Here is a 16668-nt window from a genome sequence, read left to right on the forward strand (position 1 = left end):
GCCTCAAGCCACAAGCTGAAAGTAAAAGCAAGGCCGGTTTGGCTCCTGCTTGTAGCTTGAAGCTTGCAGCTGCTTTACAATATTCAGTCCGCTCGCCCGCTCGGGCCAAGCTTATCCGCACACGTTACGAGGAACACCATGGCTCGCGTTACCGTCGAAGATTGCCTGGACAATGTTGATAACCGCTTCGAACTGGTCATGCTCGCGACCAAACGTTCGCGCCAGCTGGCCACCGGCGGCAAAGAGCCGAAAGTGGCTTGGGAAAACGACAAGCCCACCGTAGTGGCCCTGCGCGAAATCGCTGCCGGCCTGGTGGACTACGAAGTGATCGCCCAGGAAGACATCGTCGAAGAAGAACCGCTGTTCGCAGCCTTCGAGGAAGAGGCCAACGAGCCTCTGTAAATCGATGATGCCGGGTCGAAGTTGCGCGGCGTGTAGCCAAACCGGTCATGAGGGGAATACCCCATGGCTGGTATAGACGCTCTCGCCGACCGACTTTCGGCCTACCTCGGCCATGACCAGGTCAACCTGGTTCGCCGAGCCTACTTCTACGCCGAACAGGCGCACGATGGCCAACGCCGCCGCAGTGGCGAAGCCTACGTGACCCATCCGCTGGCCGTGGCCAGCATCCTCGCCGACATGCACATGGATCATCAGAGCCTTATGGCCGCCATGCTGCACGATGTGATCGAAGACACCGGCATCGCCAAGGAAGCGCTCAACGCGCAGTTCGGCGAAACCGTGGCCGAACTGGTCGACGGGGTCAGCAAACTGACCCAGATGAACTTCGAGACCAAGGCCGAGGCGCAGGCCGAGAACTTCCAGAAGATGGCCATGGCCATGGCCCGCGACATCCGCGTGATTCTGGTCAAGCTCGCCGACCGCCTGCACAACATGCGCACCCTCGATGCCATGCCGCACGAGAAGAGCCGGCGCATTGCCAAGGAAACTCTGGAAATCTACGCGCCCATCGCCAACCGGCTGGGCATGCACAACATGCGCGTGGAGTTCGAAGACCTGGGCTTCAAGGCCATGCACCCGATGCGCTCCGAGCGCATTCGCGCCGCCGTGCGCCGCGCTCGGGGCAACCGCAAGGAAATCGTCGCCAAGATCGAGGAATCGATCCAGATGTGCCTGCAGCGCGAAGGCATGGAAGGCGAGGTGATCGGCCGCGAGAAGCACCTCTACAGCATCTACCAGAAGATGCGCGGCAAGCGTAAGGCGTTCAACGAGATCATGGACGTCTACGCCTTCCGTATCATCGTCGACAAGGTCGACACCTGCTACCGGGTGCTCGGCGCCGTGCACAACCTGTACAAGCCGCTGCCCGGCCGCTTCAAGGATTACATCGCGATTCCCAAGGCCAACGGCTATCAGTCGCTGCACACCACGCTGTTCGGCATGCACGGCGTGCCCATCGAGATCCAGATCCGCACCCGCGAGATGGAAGAGATGGCCAACAACGGCATCGCCGCGCACTGGCTGTACAAGTCCAGCGAGGACGAGGCCCCGAAGGGCAACCACGCCCGCGCACGCCAATGGGTCAAGGGCGTGCTGGAACTGCAGCAACGCGCCGGCAATTCGCTGGAATTCATCGAAAGCGTGAAGATCGACCTGTTCCCGGACGAGGTCTACGTGTTCTCGCCCAAGGGTCGCATCATGGAGCTGCCAAAAGGCTCCACCGCGGTCGACTTCGCCTACGCGGTGCACACGGACGTCGGCAACACCTGCATCGCCTGCCGCATCAACCGCCGCCTGGCCCCCCTTTCGCAGGCGCTGGAAAGCGGCTCGACGGTTGAGATCGTCACTGCGCCGGGCGCGCGCCCGAACCCGGCCTGGCTCAACTTCGTGGTCACCGGCAAGGCGCGCACGCACATCCGCCACGCCCTCAAGCAGCAGCGCCGCTCCGAATCCATCAGCCTCGGCGAACGCCTGCTGAACAAGGTGCTGGCCAGCTTCGACACGCACCTGGAGAAAATCTCCGCCGAGCGCGTGCAAGCCGTGCTCGGCGAGTACCGCCAGGAAGTCATCGAGGACCTGCTCGAAGACATCGGCCTGGGCAACCGCATGGCCTACGTCGTGGCCCGCCGCCTGCTGGCCGAAAATGGCGACGACACCTTGCCGAGCAGCGAAGGCCCGCTGGCGATTCGCGGCACCGAAGGCCTGGTGATGAGCTACGCCAAGTGCTGCACGCCGATCCCGGGCGACCCCATCGTTGGCTACCTGTCTGCCGGCAAGGGCATGGTGGTGCACATGGAGAGCTGCCGGAACATCGTCGATATCCGCCACAACCCGGAAAAATGCATCCAGCTCAACTGGGCCAAGGACGTTACCGGCGAATTCAACGTCGAACTGCGCGTCGAGCTGGAGCACCAGCGCGGCCTGATCGCCTTGCTGGCCAGCAGCGTCAATGCCGCCGATGGCAACATCGAGAAGATCAGCATGGACGAACGCGATGGCCGCATCAGCGTCGTGCAGCTGGTGGTCAGCGTGCATGACCGCGTGCACCTGGCCCGCGTGATCAAGAAACTGCGCGCGCTCAAGGGCGTGATGCGTATCACCCGAGTGCGCGCCTGACACAATTTCCCTATTTCAAGCCTGTAGGCTGGGTGCTCGACCCAGCCAGTTCTCACAAGGAGCGATTCATGAGCAAGACCGTCATCACCAGCGACAAGGCCCCCGCCGCCATCGGCACTTACTCCCAGGCGATCAAGGCCGGCAACACCGTCTACATGTCCGGCCAGATTCCGCTGGACCCGGTGAGCATGGAGCTGGTCGAAGGCTTCGAAGCACAGACCGTGCAGGTGTTCGAGAACCTCAAAGCCGTAGCCGAAGCCGCCGGCGGTTCGTTCAAGGACATCGTCAAGCTGAACATCTTCCTCACCGACCTGTCGCATTTCGCCAAGGTCAACGAGATCATGGGTCGCTACTTCGAACAGCCTTACCCGGCTCGCGCCGCCATCGGCGTTGCTGCTCTGCCGCGCGGTGCCCAGGTGGAAATGGACGCCATTCTGGTCATCGAGTAAGTCGTTCGAGCGGGGCAGCAGGCCCCGCTCGCCCTTCCCCGGCATGGAGATCGCCATGCGTCTGCTTCCTCTGCTGCTATGCAGCGCCCTGCTCGGCGGCTGCGCCAGCACACCGAACAACGACCCGAGCGGTACCTGGATCAACCAGGCTGCCATCGATGCCGCCCGCGAAAGCGGTCGCCTGCGCGAAGCCCTGCTCGCCTACGGCCCCAACCTCGAATGGCAGATCAACCCCGAGCGGCAGCAGGCCAGCTACAGCAATGGCTTCGAGCTGGCCGAAGGCAGACTGCTGGGCGCCGGAGAGGGGCGTTGGCAGGTGACCTTCTACGGTGATTACAACGAGCAGCTCGCCATGCAGAACGGCGAACTGGTGCAGATCGCCAGCGAATACTGGCCCGAGCAGCACTTCACCCGCGTTTCCGGCGAAACCAGCCCACTGGGCAGCAGCTTCGAACAGGCGCTGTACCGCGACTACCTGGGCGGCGACTGGCTGATCGAAGAGGGTTTGGGCCAAGGTGGCCTGGTGCGCTTCAACAGCGACGGACAGGTGCAGGGCCTGCCCGGCGCCGAACGCTTCGCCCTGTGTCTGGCGGGCGACTGCGCTGCCATGAGCGGCGAACATGACAGCCTCTGGCTGCAGGCTGGCGACCAGGGTAGCCCCTGGCTATTCGTGCATGAAGGCAATCAGCTGCGCATCTTCGAAGCGCAGAACCGCGCCCAATTCGACGAGATGCCCGAGTACCAGCCCGGCCCGCAACGCTGGTTGCTCAAGCGCCGGTAGCTGGGTGCAATCCAGGGAAAACTGGATCGACCCTTCCCGGATTTCATCCGGGCTACCCTGCCAATGCCCCTTGCAGCAACCACAAGCCCAATAACAGCAACAACGCCCCACAGCCGCGATCCAGCCAGCGCACGCGCTGCTGCAACCAGCCGCGCCAACGCGCCTGATCGAGCAGCCGCACCAGCGCCAGATCCCAGAACAGCACCACCAGAGTCATCCACAACATCGCCAGGCCCAGCCCCCATGCCGGCATCGCGGACTCGCGCAGTACCCCGAACAGCCCGGCGTAGAACAGTGGCAATTTGGGATTGAGGCTACTGGCCAGAAGGCCCTGACGCACTCCTTTCCACACCCCGCCCAGCATCGGCTGATCGCCCTGCGGCAGTACGAGATCTCGCCGCGAGGCCAACGCCTGCAGGCCGATCCAGGCAAAATACAGCCCACCGACGACCTGCAGCCCACGCCACAGCCAACTGCCCTCGGCGGGCAACAATGCCAGGACGAACAGCACCAGCAGCATGCTCAGCAGGTTGGCCAGGGCGATGCCGCAGGCACAACCATCGGCCTGCCGCCGGCCCTTCGCCAACGCAGTACGAATCAACAGAAAGAAGTCCGGCCCCGGCGACAGCAAGGCCGCGAAATGAGTACCGGTAACCAGTAGAAACAACGCGAACATGGGACCTCCGTTTGGCGGAGGCAGTGTCGGCAACCAGCGATATCGATGTATTGGAAAAAACTCAGTGTCAGCCGCAATGTGCAATTGCTGCCGAGCAAACCGGCGCAGTGATGGGCTCAACCATGCAACCTGACGCTGCGCTCCGCAGAATCAGGCCTGCGCCACGGCGCGAAAACGTCCCGGAGTGACGCCGGTAAAACGGCGGAAAACGCCATTGAAATGCGCCTGATCATAAAATCCCAGGCCAAGCGCAATATCGGTCAGAGCCTGGCCTTGCAACAGTCTGCGCTTGGCTTCGCGCACCCGGCGCTGCAGCAGATAGGTGTGCGGCGGCACGCCATAGGCACGGCGGAACACGTCGATCAGATGGCGCGGGTGGCGCTGTACCAGAGCGGCCAACTGTTCCAGGCTGACAGCCTCGGCGTAGTGCGTTTCCAGGTAATCGCGCAGGTAAGCCGTCACCCCGCCGTCACGAAAGGCCGGACGGGCCTCGCGCAAGCCGCCATGGCGCACGAACACCAGCTCCAACAACGCCAACAGTTCACTCTCCAGCGCCAGCGCATCACCGCGCTCGAACTCGCCAGCCAGCTGCGCGAGGCTTGCCGCGACGCGACCGTCGTCATCCGGGTTGAGCGTGCTGAAGCCGTTGGGCAGCCGCTTGCGCCCGAGCAGCGCCGGCAGCCGTGACTCCTCGACATAGAGCATGCGATAGACCACGCGCGCAGACTCGGCATGCCCGGTATGTGGCTCCTCGGGGTTCATCAGCGACAGGGTGCCGGCAGGCAGCGCATAGCGCTGACCACGGCATTGGTAGCCACCGACACCCTGCACGATGGCACCGATGGCGAAAGCGTCATGACTGTGACGGCCGAACGCCTGCCCGGAGAAATCGGCGTGAAACAGCTCGACTCCCGGCAACCAGGGCTTGGCCAGCAGGCGGTTAGCGTCCATCTCAGCGCTCGGCGAGGATCGCCGCATAGCCCTCACGATAGCTGGGATACTGCGGCGCCCAACCCAAGGCACGGGCGCGGGCATTGCTGCAACGCTTGCTGCCGGCGCGGCGCACGCGCTGCTCATCGCTCCAGTGACTGACCCCCAGTTGCCCACGCAGCCAACCTACCACCTCGTGCAGCGGCGCCGGTTCATCGTCGACACCCAGGTAGCAATCGGCCAGGGGCACGCCTGCGGCGTCCGCCTGCAATAGCGTGGCAAGCAGCCCCGATGCGTCGTCGACGTGAATGCGGTTGCCATACAGCGGCGGCGTCTCGCTGACGCGATATCCACCGCGCACCTGGCTCAACAACCATTCCCGACCGGGGCCATAAAGGCCTGTCAGACGCACCGTGGTCGCTGGCAACCCGCTGTCGAGGGCGACGCGTTCGGCCTCGCGCATGATCACCGCAGAAAAACTCGGGGCTTCGGCAGGAGAATCCTCGTCGATCCACTCGCCTTCCTGCTGCCCGTATACCCCGCTGCTGGAGGCGAACAGGATGCGCCGTGGTCTCTGGCCATGCTGCGCCAACCAACTCAGCACGCGGCTCAACCCTTCGACATAGGCGGCGCGGTAGCCCGCCTCGTCGTGCTCGGTGGCTGCTGCGCAGTAAACCAGGTAATCCAGTTGCCCTTGCGGCCAAGCCGGCGGGCAGGCATCGGCGTGCAGATCGCCGGCCAGCGGTTCGATGGCGGCCGGCAGCGCGGCCACATTGCGACGCAAGCCCAGCACGCGCCAGCCTTGTTCGGCCATACGCAGGCCGAGGCGGGTACCGACGTCTCCACACCCGGCAATCAGCAGGCTGTTGCATCCCGACATGCTTTTCTCCATGACATTTATGCAAAGGCGCAGTTTAGCCCGGTTGGTTCATTCGTATGCAAAGGCTATGCTTGTCGGCAATTTAATGGATAAACACTATGACCCTCACCGAACTGCGGTACATCGTCACCCTCGCCCAGGAACAGCATTTCGGCCGCGCTGCCGAGCGCTGCCATGTCAGCCAGCCGACCCTGTCGGTGGGCGTGAAGAAGCTGGAGGACGAGCTGGGCGTGCTGATCTTCGAGCGCAGCAAAAGCGCCGTGCGCCTGACGCCGGTCGGTGAGGGCATCGTCACCCAGGCACAGAAGGTGCTGGAGCAGGCCCAGGGCATTCGCGAGCTGGCCCAGGCCGGCAAGAACCAGCTGACCGCGCCGCTCAAGATTGGCGCCATCTACACCGTCGGCCCCTATCTGTTCCCGCATCTGATTCCGCAGCTGCACCGGGTCGCCCCGGACATGCCGCTGTACATCGAGGAAAACTTCACCCATATCCTGCGCGACAAGCTGCGCACCGGTGAGCTCGACGCCATCATCATCGCTCTGCCGTTCCAGGAGGCCGATGTACTGACCAAGCCGCTGTACGACGAGCCCTTCTACGCCCTGCTGCCAGCCGGCCATCCCTGGGCGGAGCTGGAGACCATCGACACCAAGCTGCTCAACGACAAGAGCCTGCTGCTGCTCGGCGAGGGCCACTGCTTCCGCGACCAGGTGCTGGAAGCCTGTCCGACCCTGCGCAAGGGTGGCGACGACCACGGCAAGCACACCACGGTGGAATCCAGCTCGCTGGAAACCATCCGTCATATGGTCGCCTCCGGCCTTGGCGTATCGATCCTGCCGTTCTCGGCAGTCGACAGCCATCACTACGCGCCGGGCGTGATCGAAGTGCGTCCGCTCAGCGCGCCGGTGCCGTTCCGTACCGTGGCCATTGCCTGGCGCGCCAGCTTCCCGCGCCCCAACGCCATCGAGGTGCTGGCCGACTCCATCCGCCTCTGCTCGGTCGCCCGTAGCCCGCAGACCAAGGCAGTCTGAGGCAGGACGTGAGCGAACTGGCAGCGGTTTCCGTCACCGCGCTCAAGGGCGTGGGTGCGGCCCTGGCCGAGAAACTGGCCAAGGTCGGCCTGGAAAACCTGCAGGACGTGCTGTTCCACCTGCCGCTGCGCTACCAGGATCGCACCCACATCACCCCCATCGGCGCGCTGCGCCCGGGCCAGGACGCTGTGGTCGAGGGCATCGTCGCCGGTGCGGACGTGGTCATGGGCCGGCGGCGCAGCCTGCTGGTGCGCCTGCAGGACGGCAGCGGCACGCTGAGCCTGCGCTTCTTCCACTTCAGCCAGGCGCAGAAGGACGGCCTCAAGCGCGGCACTGCCCTGCGCTGCTATGGCGAAGTTCGTCCCGGTGCTACGGGCCTGGAGATCTACCACCCGGAATACCGCGCGCAGAGCGGCGACGAGCCGGCCCCGGTAGAGCAGAGCCTGACGCCCATCTACCCAACCACCGAAGGTTTGACCCAACAGCGCCTGCGCCAGCTCAGTCAGCAGGCACTGGCGCGCCTCGGCCCACGCAGCCTGCCGGACTGGCTGCCTGACGAGCTGGCACGCGACTATCGCCTGGCGCCACTGGACGAGGCCATCCGCTACCTGCACCGACCGCCACCGGACGCCGACGTCGAAGAGCTCGCCGAGGGTCGCCACTGGGCCCAGCATCGCCTGGCCTTCGAAGAGCTGCTGACGCATCAGTTGTCCCTGCAGCGCCTGCGTGAACAGGTGCGCGCCCAGCAGGCGCCGGCTCTGCCGCCGGCCAAGAAGCTGCCACAGCAATACCTCGCCAACCTCGGCTTCGCCCCGACTGGCGCGCAGCAGCGTGTGGGCGCCGAGATCGCCTACGACCTGGCGCAAAGCGAGCCCATGCTGCGCCTGGTGCAGGGCGACGTAGGCGCCGGCAAGACGGTGGTTGCCGCCCTTGCCGCCCTGCAGGCGCTGGAAGCCGGTTATCAGGTGGCGTTGATGGCGCCGACCGAGATCCTCGCCGAACAGCACTTTCTCAACTTCAGCAAATGGCTGGCGCCGCTTGGTCTGGACGTCGCCTGGCTGGCCGGCAAGCTCAAGGGCAAGGCTCGCGCTAGCGCGCTGGAACAGATTGCCGGTGGCTGCCCGATGGTGGTCGGCACCCACGCCCTGTTCCAGGACGAAGTGAAATTCAAGCGCCTGGCCCTGGTGATCATCGACGAGCAGCACCGTTTCGGCGTGCAGCAACGCCTGGCCCTGCGCCAGAAAGGCATCGACGGGCGCCTGAGCCCGCACCAGTTGATCATGACTGCCACGCCCATCCCACGTACCCTGGCGATGAGTGCCTACGCCGATCTGGATACCTCGATCCTCGACGAGCTGCCGCCAGGGCGCACGCCGGTCAACACCCTGGTGATCGCCGACAGCCGTCGCATCGAGGTCGTCGAGCGCGTGCGCAATGCCTGCCAGCAGGGACGCCAGGCCTACTGGGTCTGCACCCTGATCGAGGAATCCGAAGAGCTCACCTGCCAGGCCGCCGAAACCAGCTTCGAGGAGCTTTCTGCGGCACTGGGCGAGCTGCGCGTCGGGCTGATCCACGGGCGCATGAAACCGGCCGAAAAAGCCGCAGTGATGGATGAGTTCAAGCAGGGCAAGCTGCAACTGCTGGTGGCCACCACGGTGATCGAGGTCGGCGTCGACGTGCCCAATGCCAGCCTGATGATCATCGAGAACCCCGAACGCCTGGGTCTGGCCCAGCTACACCAACTGCGCGGCCGGGTCGGCCGTGGCAGCGCCGCTAGCCATTGCGTGCTGCTCTACCATGCGCCATTGTCGCAACTCGGGCGCGAGCGCCTGGCGATCATGCGCGAAACCACCGACGGTTTCGTCATCGCCGAGAAGGACCTCGAACTCAGGGGACCGGGGGAAATGCTCGGCACCCGGCAGACCGGCCTACTGCAATTCAAGGTCGCCGATCTGATGCGCGATGCCGACCTGCTGCCTGCCGTGCGCGATGCTGCGCACGCTCTTCTGGAACATTGGCCACAACATGTGGCTCCATTGTTGGAGCGCTGGTTGCGTCACGGCCAGCAATACGGTCAAGTGTGAACCTGTTCACAGGACAACCGTCGCCACGAACCTTTGCGCAAATCCTCGCTGGTTATACTCCGGGGCACATGCGCCAACGCTGGATATCGATATGACTGAAGCTGCCCTCGCCGCCAACGCCACTGTGCAAGCGCCCGCCGTGATCGTGCAACTGCTGGAGAAACTCGCCGTCCCCTATCAGGTACGCGCGGAGCGCCCGGGTCAGCCAAGCGAGGCGCGCCTGCAGGCCGTGCTGGTGGACGATGCCATCGGCGCCCTGCTGGTGCTCTATCCGCGCAGCCACATGCTCGATCTGTCGCGCCTGGCCGAATTGACTGGGCGCCAGCTCACGGCGGTCAAGCCGGAGCGCCTGGAGCGCATGCTCGGCAAGCACAACCTGGCCGCCCTGCCCGGTTTGCCGCCGCTGACCAGTTCGCCCTGCCTCTACGAAGAACGCCTGCTGCAGGTGCCCAGTCTGCTGATCGAGTCCGGCCAGCCTGGTGTGTTGCTGGAAATCCCCACCGAAGCCTTCAAAGCGCTGCTGAGCAAGGCCAGCGCGGCGCGTTTCGGCGAGCCGGTCAGTGCGATCAAACCGAACCTTGATCGCCCGCATGATGACCGCGCGGAAATCACCCAAGCCGTGCAGGCCTTTACCGCACGCCGCATCCAGCAGCGCCTGGAAGAAACCATCGAGATTCCGCCGCTGCCGGAAACCGCGCAGAAGATCATCAAGCTGCGTGTCGACCCTAACGCCACCGTGGATGACATCACCGGTGTGGTCGAGACCGATCCCGCGCTGGCCGCCCAGGTGGTCAGTTGGGCCGCCTCGCCCTATTACGCCGCGCCCGGCAAGATCCGCTCGGTGGAAGATGCAATCGTCCGTGTACTGGGCTTCGATCTGGTGATCAACCTGGCTCTCGGCCTGGCGCTGGGCAAGACCCTCAGCCTGCCCAAGGATCAGCCGCAGCACGCCACGCCCTACTGGCAGCAAGCGATCTACACCGCTGCAGTGATCGAGGGCCTGACCCGTGCCATGCCTCGCGCGCAGCGCCCGGAAGCCGGCCTGACCTACCTGGCCGGGCTGCTGCACAACTTCGGTTATCTGGTCCTGGCACACGTGTTTCCACCGCACTTCTCGCTGATCTGCCGTCATCTGGAGGTCAACCCGCACCTGCCTACCGGGCATATCGAGCAGCACCTGCTGGGCATCACCCGCGAGCAGATCGGTGCCTGGCTGATGCGCCACTGGGATATGCCGGAAGAGCTGTCCAGCGCCCTGCGCTTTCAGCACGATCCGTCCTACGCCGGCGACAGCGCGGCCTTCCCCAACCTGGTGTGCCTGGCGGTCAGTCTGCTGCGCAACCGGGGTATCGGTGCCGGGCCGCAGAACGAGATTCCTGATGAGCTGTTCGACGCCCTGGGGCTGACCCGGGAAAAAGCCGAGGACGCTGTGAGCAAGGTGCTGAGCGCCGAGGTCGCCTTGCGTGAACTGGCAGCGCAGTTCCAGCAGCCGCACTGAGCTGCTGCGGCTCAGGTTCCCACACCCTGCCCCTGAGTCCTTGCCTGCCGTCTGGCGCAGTTGCTTGCGAGCCGGCGGGCTGTTCGCTTCGCTCCTGGCGGCCGGTGTTCCGGGCCGCCCTACGGCTTGTCTGCTGCCTGGCGCAGTTGTTCACGACGTTCAGAGAATAGCTGCGGCACCACTTCCAGGCTGATAGCGAGCAGTTGACTGACGCTGGAATGCTCGTAGAGCGCCGCATACTCGGCGAGTTGATCGCTGGGCATCTGCCGGTAGGCATAGAACATGAAGGTTTCCACCGCCTGCTCGCTGGACTGGCGAATGGCGTTCGCTTGGGTCTGCGTCTGCGCCTGCAGTTCGGCCTCGCTGAGGTTCTCGCCCCGCGCCCTTAGCGCCAACAATGCCTGGGTCTTGCCGACTTCGTAACGTAGCAGGCTGGCCAGCTCGGTCGTACGGGCGGCAGCATCGAGACGCTTTACCAGATCAAGGCGCGCGCCTCGTGGCGGCTGCTCCTGCAGGCGCTGGCGGTATTCTGCCAAGCCTTCGGGTTGCTCACCGACCGCACGCTCAGCGGCAGTGAAGCGCTGCGCCAGCGGGCTATCGAGACGTTCACGAGCCTGTTCGCCCTGCACCGCATCGAAGCGAGCAGCGACGCGCCTGGCAAGGTCCAGACAAAAGACCTCGCCAGCGAACAACTGCGCGAGGCGCTTCTGCTCGGCTTCATCCTGGCCGCGCTGCAGCAACGGCGCACTCTGTTCGCACAGCAGATGGATACCGGCGAGTTCGAACAGGGGCAACAGCACTTTGGCAGACGCCGACTCGGCCCGCGCCGTGGTGGCGGCCAGCAACAGCAGGGGTAACAGGAAAAGACGCATGGTCAGGTTTTCCACAGTAACGTGCCTGGAAGCCTAACCAAAGCGCAGCGTCGCGGCCAGCCGCGACGCACATCAGTGCCGATCAGGCGGCCTTTTTTGGCGCCTCGGCCTTCTTCTTCGGCATCAGGTACTTGGTCAGACCCTGGAACCACATCACCAGCGCCGGATTGCCCTGGATCTGGATGTCCTTGTTCTGGATGCCCTGCATGAAGGCCAGCTGCTTGTTCTTCGCGGTCATGGTTTCGAAGCCGTAGGCGGCGTCCTTGAAGCCAATGGCGAATGCCGGGTCCTTGGCAGTGCCGCGCTTGCTGGTCACGCGCTGATCGGCCACGGTGAAGTGGCGGGCCACCTTGCCGTCGAGAGTATGCAGCTGGAAGACCATATCGCGACCTTCGAGCTGCTGGCGGAACGCCGGGTTTTCACGACTGGCCTTGGCCATCAGGCGGCCCAGCATCCACAGGAGAAAACGGAATTTCATGCACAGGGCCTCGTGATCGAAGATGATGGCCGCGCATTGTAGTGGTTTTCTTGCAGGACTACAGCCTGTCCAAAGCATGGTCGTCGAGCCAGGAAGGTAGGGTACGCCGCGCGCACCGCGAGATACCGCGAATCAGGTGCACACGGTCTCTACAGTAAGTGAGCAGGCTTGATGAAGCGAGGAGGAACCCGGAGCCGAGCGGCTCCGGGTAACGGGCTCAGTTGACCGCATCCTTCAGGGATTTGCCTGGTTTGAAGGCGACGGTGTTGCTGGCCTTGATCTTCACCGGCTGACCGGTTTGCGGATTCTTGCCAGTACGGGCGCCACGGTGGCGTTGGACGAAAGTACCGAAGCCAACCAGGGTCACACTGTCCTTGCGGTTCAGTGCACCGGTGATTTCTTCCAGTACGGCGTTGAGTACACGATTGGCCTGATCCTTGGTCAGATCAGCCTTTTCGGCGATGGCGGCGGCGAGTTCCGGTTTACGCATAGATGCCTCTTTGACGGTTTTTTGTTGTTGTGTCCGTGCTGTCCTTCCAGAACAGCGCCCAAGGCGCCGCAACAGCTCTGCGCTGCGGCAGACCCCTGGGAGAATGGCATGCCGCATCGCACTGCGCCAGTCTCGCCCGCCACTTTAACCAGGCAATTTCGTGGCGTATCCGACAGAACGGCAGGTAATCACGCCAGCAGCGCCGGTAGCTCCTTGTTCAGTGCCAGTTTCTCCTGCACGGCAGCGCCGGTCAGCGCATAACCGAGCAGTGCTCCGGAAGCCTCGCGGCAGAGCGCCTTGATATCGCTGCCGCTGCCTTCGACCGTCCATTCGCCCTGACTGCCACGCGGTGGCGGCGAGACCACCAGCGGGCATACCGGCGTCTTTACCGTCACCGGCATCGGCCCATAGCTGACCGCCGTCGGCTCACCGGCCAGGGTCTTGGCCAGCGCCCGAGCACAGGCCATCAGCGGCATGACGTAGAGCAGGTTGAGGCCATCGACCTCGGCACAGTCACCCAGGGCGTAGATATTGGCGTGCGAGGTACGCAGTTGGCGGTCGACCATCACCCCACGATTGACGTCGAGCCCGGCCGCTGCGGCGAGCGCGGTGCGCGGGCGCAGGCCGACTGCAGAGACCACCGCGTCACAGTGGATCAGGCTGCCATCGGACAGCGACGCCTGCAGCGCACCGCCCTGGCGGTCGAGGCTGGCCAGCACCGGGCCAAGATGAAAACGTACGCCCAGACCTTCCAGGCCGGCTTGTACCGCAGAGGCCGCTGCCGGATGCAGCAGGCCTGGCATCACCTGCTCGCAGGGCGCCAGCAACTCGACCTCGTAACCGCCTGCACTGAGGTCGTTGGCGAACTCGCAGCCAATCAGGCCGGCACCGAGGATCAGTACCCGACGTTTGCCGGCCACGGCTCGGCGAAAGCGCGCGTAGTCTTCCAGGTCATTGATCGGGAACAGCGCGTCCTGGGCATCACCCGCTACCGGCACGCGAATCGGCTCGGCGCCCCAGGCCAGTACCAGGTCGCGGTATGGCACGGCTTCCTCACCGATCCACAAACGCTTGTGGCCGGGGTCGATTCCGGTGATGCAGGTATGGGTGCGAATTTCCGCATTGAGCTGCTCGGCCATGGCGCCGGCTTCGGCCATGGCCAGGCCGTCGGCATCCTTGTTCTTGCCAAAGCCGGTGGACAGCATCGGCTTGGAATAGGAGCGGCCGTCGTCAGCGGTGATCAGCAGCAGCGGCGTCTGGGTGTCGAGCTTGCGCCACTCCTTGGCCAGGTTGTAACCGGCCAGGCCGGTGCCGACGATCACGACTGGTGCACTCATGCGCTCTTTCCTCACAATAAAAACGACGCGACGACCCACCGGCCGCCTCCCAAGATGGCGGGATCACACCCTACTGGATCGGGCAAGCGCTGGCCAGATGAGGTTCAGTAAGCCATCCGCAGGTTGGGGGAAAGATGCAATGCGGGAATCAGAGCAGACCGCCTAGCAGGCAGGCGGTCTGGGAGGCGCTTAGAACGCCAGACCTACGCGCAGGCCGACTTGCTCCTGCTTGAGCTTGCTGCGCTCGGCGATGGCGCTGTTACTGTCGAGTTCATAGCGGGTCTGGGTGTAGTACAGGCTGGTGCTGATCGGCAGGTTGTTGATGCCCTTGTTCCATAGCACGGTCAGCTCGCCGTAAGGATTGACCTTGTCCTTGAGATCCACGGAGTCGCTGTCGCCATCGACCTTCAGGCGCGCTTCGGAGTTGATGGAGTAGCGCGCACCCACTTCCAGACGCAAGGTGTAGTCCGGCGTCAGGTAGTTGTAGCCGAGCCCGGCCTTGGCGAAGGGCGATTTGCTGGTCAGCTTGACGTTGCTATCGAACGGGCCGACGTCGTCCTGCTCGATGCGACCCCAGTCGTAACCACCACCGACGATCACGTCGACATAGTTGTTGGTGCTCAGTGCGGCGCGCAGGCCGAGGTCGATATCGGCACGCGCGGACTTGTATTCCACATCGTCCTTGTCACGGTATTGGCCTTCGATCCCCGCCTGGTAGATGAAGCCTTCCTGCCCGGTCAGCTTGTTACCGAAGTGGTAGAACAGGCCGCCCTGATTGAGGCGCTCCTTGTCGCTTTCATCGTCCACGGTGAGCTTGTACTGGTTGTGCGAAGCGATGACACCGAAGGTCGAGATAGGGTCGGTGACCGAGTCTGCATAGGCCTGCGAGGCGCCCGCCAGGCACAGGGCGAGTGTTGCTTTGGGGGTTATGCTGGACAACTGCATGACGATTTCCTTGGCAATGAGTGGATAACGCCGCTCACCGGGAGGTGGGACGCAAGTACCTAGACTGCCTCTGCCAGGAGGGATTCGACTAAACCGACGAACGGCAATAACCCTTTACGTACAAGGGTTTGCAGGGTTTTACAGAGAACGAAGCTGATCGATCGATCATAAACGAAACGCTGACCTAGACGCAGGCCAGAGGGGATGCGGCCTGACCGGACAGCGAGCACCCGGCCAGACGCAGGAGAGATCAATCCAGCTTGACCACTTTAGCCAGAACCACCTTGGGCCCCTTCATCTTCTTGACGATGATGCGCAGGCCGTCGGTTTCCAGCACTTCCTCTTCGTCAGGCATGCGCTTGAGGGTTTCGTAGATCAACCCGGCGAGGGTCTCGGCCTCTATGTGGTCGAGATCGACGCCGAGCAGGCGCTCGACCTTGGCCAGCGGCGTGTCGCCACGCACCAGCAGCTTGCCCGGCTGATAGGCGAGGATGCCGCGCTCGGCCTTGCGGTGTTCGTCCTGAATATCGCCGACCAGTGCTTCGAGCACGTCTTCCATGGTCAAGTAGCCGATCACCTTGCCGTCGGCCTCCTCGACTAGGGCGAAGTGCGCGCCACCCTGGCGGAACTGCTCGAGCAGTTGCGACAGTGGCATATGCCGGTTGACCCGCTCGAGTGGATGCATCAGATCCGCCAGTTTCAGTGCCGATGGCAACATCTCCAGCAGCGACAGGTGCAGCAGCAGATCCTTGATATGCAGCACGCCGACGAACTCGCCCTTGCTCTCGTCGAAGATCGGGTAGCGGCTGTACTTGTGGCGGCGGAAGGTGGTGAACACCTGATCGAGGCTGGCGTTGAGTTCCAGGAAGACCAGGTCCTCGCGAGAGTTGGCCCAGTCAACCACCTCCAGCTCACCCAGCTCAACTGCCGACGCCAGCACCCGCAGGTCCTGGTCGTTGTCGCTGGTCGCGCGACTGGAATGCAGGATCAGCTTGAGCTCGTCGCGGCTGTAGTGATGCTCGTGGTGCGGCCCCGGCTCGCCTTGCCCGGCGATGCGCAGGATGGCGTTGGCACTGGCGTTGAGCACGAAGATCGCCGGGTACATCAACCAATAAAAGGCGTACAGCGGCGCTGCCGTCCACAGCGACAGCAGTTCCGGTTTACGAATCGCCCAGGACTTGGGTGCCAGCTCGCCGATGACGATGTGCAGGTAGGAGATGATCGAGAACGCAGTGAAGAAAGCGATACCGTGAATCAGCTTGGGTGACTCCACGCCAACCGCCACCAGCAGCGGGGTAAGCAGCTCGGCGAAGGCCGGCTCACCGACCCAGCCAAGACCCAGCGACGCCAGGGTGATGCCCAGCTGACAGGCTGACAGATAGGCATCCATCTGGTTGTGCACGGTGCGCAGAATATGTCCGCGCCAGCCATGGGCCTCGGCCAGGGCATCGACCTTGGTCGCGCGCAGGCGCACGATGGCGAACTCGGCGGCGACGAAGAAACCGTTGAGCAGGACCAGAAACAGGGCGAACAACATGAGGCCGAAATCGGCGAAGTAATCGGGAGCAGGAAGACTCGTGGAAGGGTCCATGAAGGTTCGGGTTGGCCAATGATCGCTAGAGGTTGGAGCTTCGCCGCATCGA

The 16668-nt window shown here is 63.8% G+C and carries 16 protein-coding genes; 7 read left to right on the forward strand and 9 right to left on the reverse strand.

Annotation, left to right across the window (positions count from 1 at the left end):
- The first annotated feature begins 138 nt into the window (after positions 1–138).
- The 4 genes from rpoZ to INS93_RS21900 all read left to right on the forward strand — a co-directional run bounded on the left by rpoZ (position 139) and on the right by INS93_RS21900 (position 3807).
- Positions 139–402, forward strand: coding sequence for a DNA-directed RNA polymerase subunit omega (gene rpoZ / locus INS93_RS21885; RefSeq protein ID WP_036998775.1), 264 nt, complete (start codon positions 139–141; stop codon positions 400–402).
- Between the two features lie 63 nt (positions 403–465).
- On the forward strand, positions 466–2577 hold the full coding sequence (gene spoT / locus INS93_RS21890) for a bifunctional GTP diphosphokinase/guanosine-3',5'-bis pyrophosphate 3'-pyrophosphohydrolase (RefSeq protein WP_192985519.1): 2112 nt from the start codon (positions 466–468) through the stop codon (positions 2575–2577).
- Positions 2578–2645: 68 nt separating this feature from the next.
- On the forward strand, positions 2646–3026 hold the full coding sequence (locus tag INS93_RS21895) for a RidA family protein (protein WP_003464610.1): 381 nt from the start codon (positions 2646–2648) through the stop codon (positions 3024–3026).
- Between the two features lie 55 nt (positions 3027–3081).
- Positions 3082–3807, forward strand: coding sequence for a hypothetical protein (locus INS93_RS21900; RefSeq protein ID WP_160018784.1), 726 nt, complete (start codon positions 3082–3084; stop codon positions 3805–3807).
- 52 nt (positions 3808–3859) lie between these two features.
- Here the strand turns inward: INS93_RS21900 and INS93_RS21905 are convergent, their stop codons facing one another.
- The 3 genes from INS93_RS21905 to INS93_RS21915 form a co-directional block, all read right to left on the reverse strand.
- A complete protein-coding gene (locus INS93_RS21905; RefSeq protein WP_192985520.1) occupies positions 3860–4483 on the reverse strand; it encodes a LysE family translocator in 624 nt (207 codons plus the stop codon).
- Between the two features lie 150 nt (positions 4484–4633).
- Entirely contained in the window at positions 4634–5434 is an 801-nt protein-coding gene (locus INS93_RS21910; protein WP_192985521.1) for an AraC family transcriptional regulator, read from the reverse strand.
- A gap of 1 nt (position 5435) precedes the next feature.
- Positions 5436–6293 (reverse strand): NAD-dependent epimerase/dehydratase family protein, encoded by an 858-nt coding sequence (locus tag INS93_RS21915; RefSeq protein ID WP_160018781.1) that lies wholly within the window; start codon positions 6291–6293, stop codon positions 5436–5438.
- A gap of 98 nt (positions 6294–6391) precedes the next feature.
- On the opposite strand from INS93_RS21915, the gene INS93_RS21920 reads away from it, so the two are divergent.
- From INS93_RS21920 to INS93_RS21930, 3 genes are all read left to right on the forward strand, one after another.
- The gene (locus INS93_RS21920) at positions 6392–7321 is read left to right on the forward strand and encodes a hydrogen peroxide-inducible genes activator (RefSeq protein ID WP_017676072.1); all 930 of its coding nucleotides are present in this window, start codon (positions 6392–6394) and stop codon (positions 7319–7321) included.
- Positions 7322–7329: 8 nt separating this feature from the next.
- The gene (recG, locus tag INS93_RS21925; protein WP_192985522.1) at positions 7330–9405 is read left to right on the forward strand and encodes an ATP-dependent DNA helicase RecG; all 2076 of its coding nucleotides are present in this window, start codon (positions 7330–7332) and stop codon (positions 9403–9405) included.
- Positions 9406–9496: 91 nt separating this feature from the next.
- Positions 9497–10903 carry an aminoacyl-tRNA deacylase and HDOD domain-containing protein gene (locus INS93_RS21930; protein WP_160018779.1) on the forward strand — a complete coding sequence of 469 codons (1407 nt, stop codon included), beginning with the start codon at positions 9497–9499 and terminating at the stop codon, positions 10901–10903.
- A gap of 119 nt (positions 10904–11022) precedes the next feature.
- Here the strand turns inward: INS93_RS21930 and INS93_RS21935 are convergent, their stop codons facing one another.
- The 6 genes from INS93_RS21935 to INS93_RS21960 form a co-directional block, all read right to left on the reverse strand.
- Positions 11023–11775 carry a hypothetical protein gene (locus INS93_RS21935; RefSeq protein ID WP_192985523.1) on the reverse strand — a complete coding sequence of 251 codons (753 nt, stop codon included), beginning with the start codon at positions 11773–11775 and terminating at the stop codon, positions 11023–11025.
- Between the two features lie 82 nt (positions 11776–11857).
- Positions 11858–12253, reverse strand: coding sequence for a helicase (locus INS93_RS21940; RefSeq protein WP_160018777.1), 396 nt, complete (start codon positions 12251–12253; stop codon positions 11858–11860).
- 217 nt (positions 12254–12470) lie between these two features.
- A complete protein-coding gene (locus INS93_RS21945; RefSeq protein ID WP_003242571.1) occupies positions 12471–12743 on the reverse strand; it encodes an HU family DNA-binding protein in 273 nt (90 codons plus the stop codon).
- Between the two features lie 188 nt (positions 12744–12931).
- The gene (locus tag INS93_RS21950; RefSeq protein WP_192985524.1) at positions 12932–14080 is read right to left on the reverse strand and encodes an NAD(P)/FAD-dependent oxidoreductase; all 1149 of its coding nucleotides are present in this window, start codon (positions 14078–14080) and stop codon (positions 12932–12934) included.
- A 189-nt stretch (positions 14081–14269) separates the two neighbouring features.
- On the reverse strand, positions 14270–15025 hold the full coding sequence (locus INS93_RS21955; RefSeq protein WP_017676078.1) for an outer membrane beta-barrel protein: 756 nt from the start codon (positions 15023–15025) through the stop codon (positions 14270–14272).
- A 250-nt stretch (positions 15026–15275) separates the two neighbouring features.
- Complete coding sequence (locus INS93_RS21960) at positions 15276–16616, reverse strand: hemolysin family protein (protein ID WP_192985525.1); 1341 nt, start codon at positions 16614–16616, stop codon at positions 15276–15278.
- Positions 16617–16668 lie beyond the last annotated feature (52 nt).

It is taken from the genome of Pseudomonas sp. EggHat1, assembly GCF_014892995.1.
In the GTDB taxonomy this organism is placed as follows: domain Bacteria; phylum Pseudomonadota; class Gammaproteobacteria; order Pseudomonadales; family Pseudomonadaceae; genus Aquipseudomonas; species Aquipseudomonas chaetocerotis.

Excerpts from the sequence above, each read along its gene's own strand:
- rpoZ (WP_036998775.1), top strand. The coding sequence starts at position 139 with ATGGCTCGCGTTACCGTCGAAGATTGCCTGGACAATGTTGATAACCGC.
- spoT (WP_192985519.1), top strand. The coding sequence starts at position 466 with ATGGCTGGTATAGACGCTCTCGCCGACCGACTTTCGGCCTACCTCGGC.
- INS93_RS21895 (WP_003464610.1), top strand. The coding sequence starts at position 2,646 with ATGAGCAAGACCGTCATCACCAGCGACAAGGCCCCCGCCGCCATCGGC.
- INS93_RS21900 (WP_160018784.1), top strand. The coding sequence starts at position 3,082 with ATGCGTCTGCTTCCTCTGCTGCTATGCAGCGCCCTGCTCGGCGGCTGC.
- INS93_RS21905 (WP_192985520.1), bottom strand. The coding sequence starts at position 4,483 with ATGTTCGCGTTGTTTCTACTGGTTACCGGTACTCATTTCGCGGCCTTG.
- INS93_RS21910 (WP_192985521.1), bottom strand. The coding sequence starts at position 5,434 with ATGGACGCTAACCGCCTGCTGGCCAAGCCCTGGTTGCCGGGAGTCGAG.
- INS93_RS21915 (WP_160018781.1), bottom strand. The coding sequence starts at position 6,293 with ATGTCGGGATGCAACAGCCTGCTGATTGCCGGGTGTGGAGACGTCGGT.
- INS93_RS21920 (WP_017676072.1), top strand. The coding sequence starts at position 6,392 with ATGACCCTCACCGAACTGCGGTACATCGTCACCCTCGCCCAGGAACAG.
- INS93_RS21930 (WP_160018779.1), top strand. The coding sequence starts at position 9,497 with ATGACTGAAGCTGCCCTCGCCGCCAACGCCACTGTGCAAGCGCCCGCC.
- INS93_RS21935 (WP_192985523.1), bottom strand. The coding sequence starts at position 11,775 with ATGCGTCTTTTCCTGTTACCCCTGCTGTTGCTGGCCGCCACCACGGCG.
- INS93_RS21940 (WP_160018777.1), bottom strand. The coding sequence starts at position 12,253 with ATGAAATTCCGTTTTCTCCTGTGGATGCTGGGCCGCCTGATGGCCAAG.
- INS93_RS21945 (WP_003242571.1), bottom strand. The coding sequence starts at position 12,743 with ATGCGTAAACCGGAACTCGCCGCCGCCATCGCCGAAAAGGCTGATCTG.
- INS93_RS21950 (WP_192985524.1), bottom strand. The coding sequence starts at position 14,080 with ATGAGTGCACCAGTCGTGATCGTCGGCACCGGCCTGGCCGGTTACAAC.
- INS93_RS21955 (WP_017676078.1), bottom strand. The coding sequence starts at position 15,025 with ATGCAGTTGTCCAGCATAACCCCCAAAGCAACACTCGCCCTGTGCCTG.
- INS93_RS21960 (WP_192985525.1), bottom strand. The coding sequence starts at position 16,616 with ATGGACCCTTCCACGAGTCTTCCTGCTCCCGATTACTTCGCCGATTTC.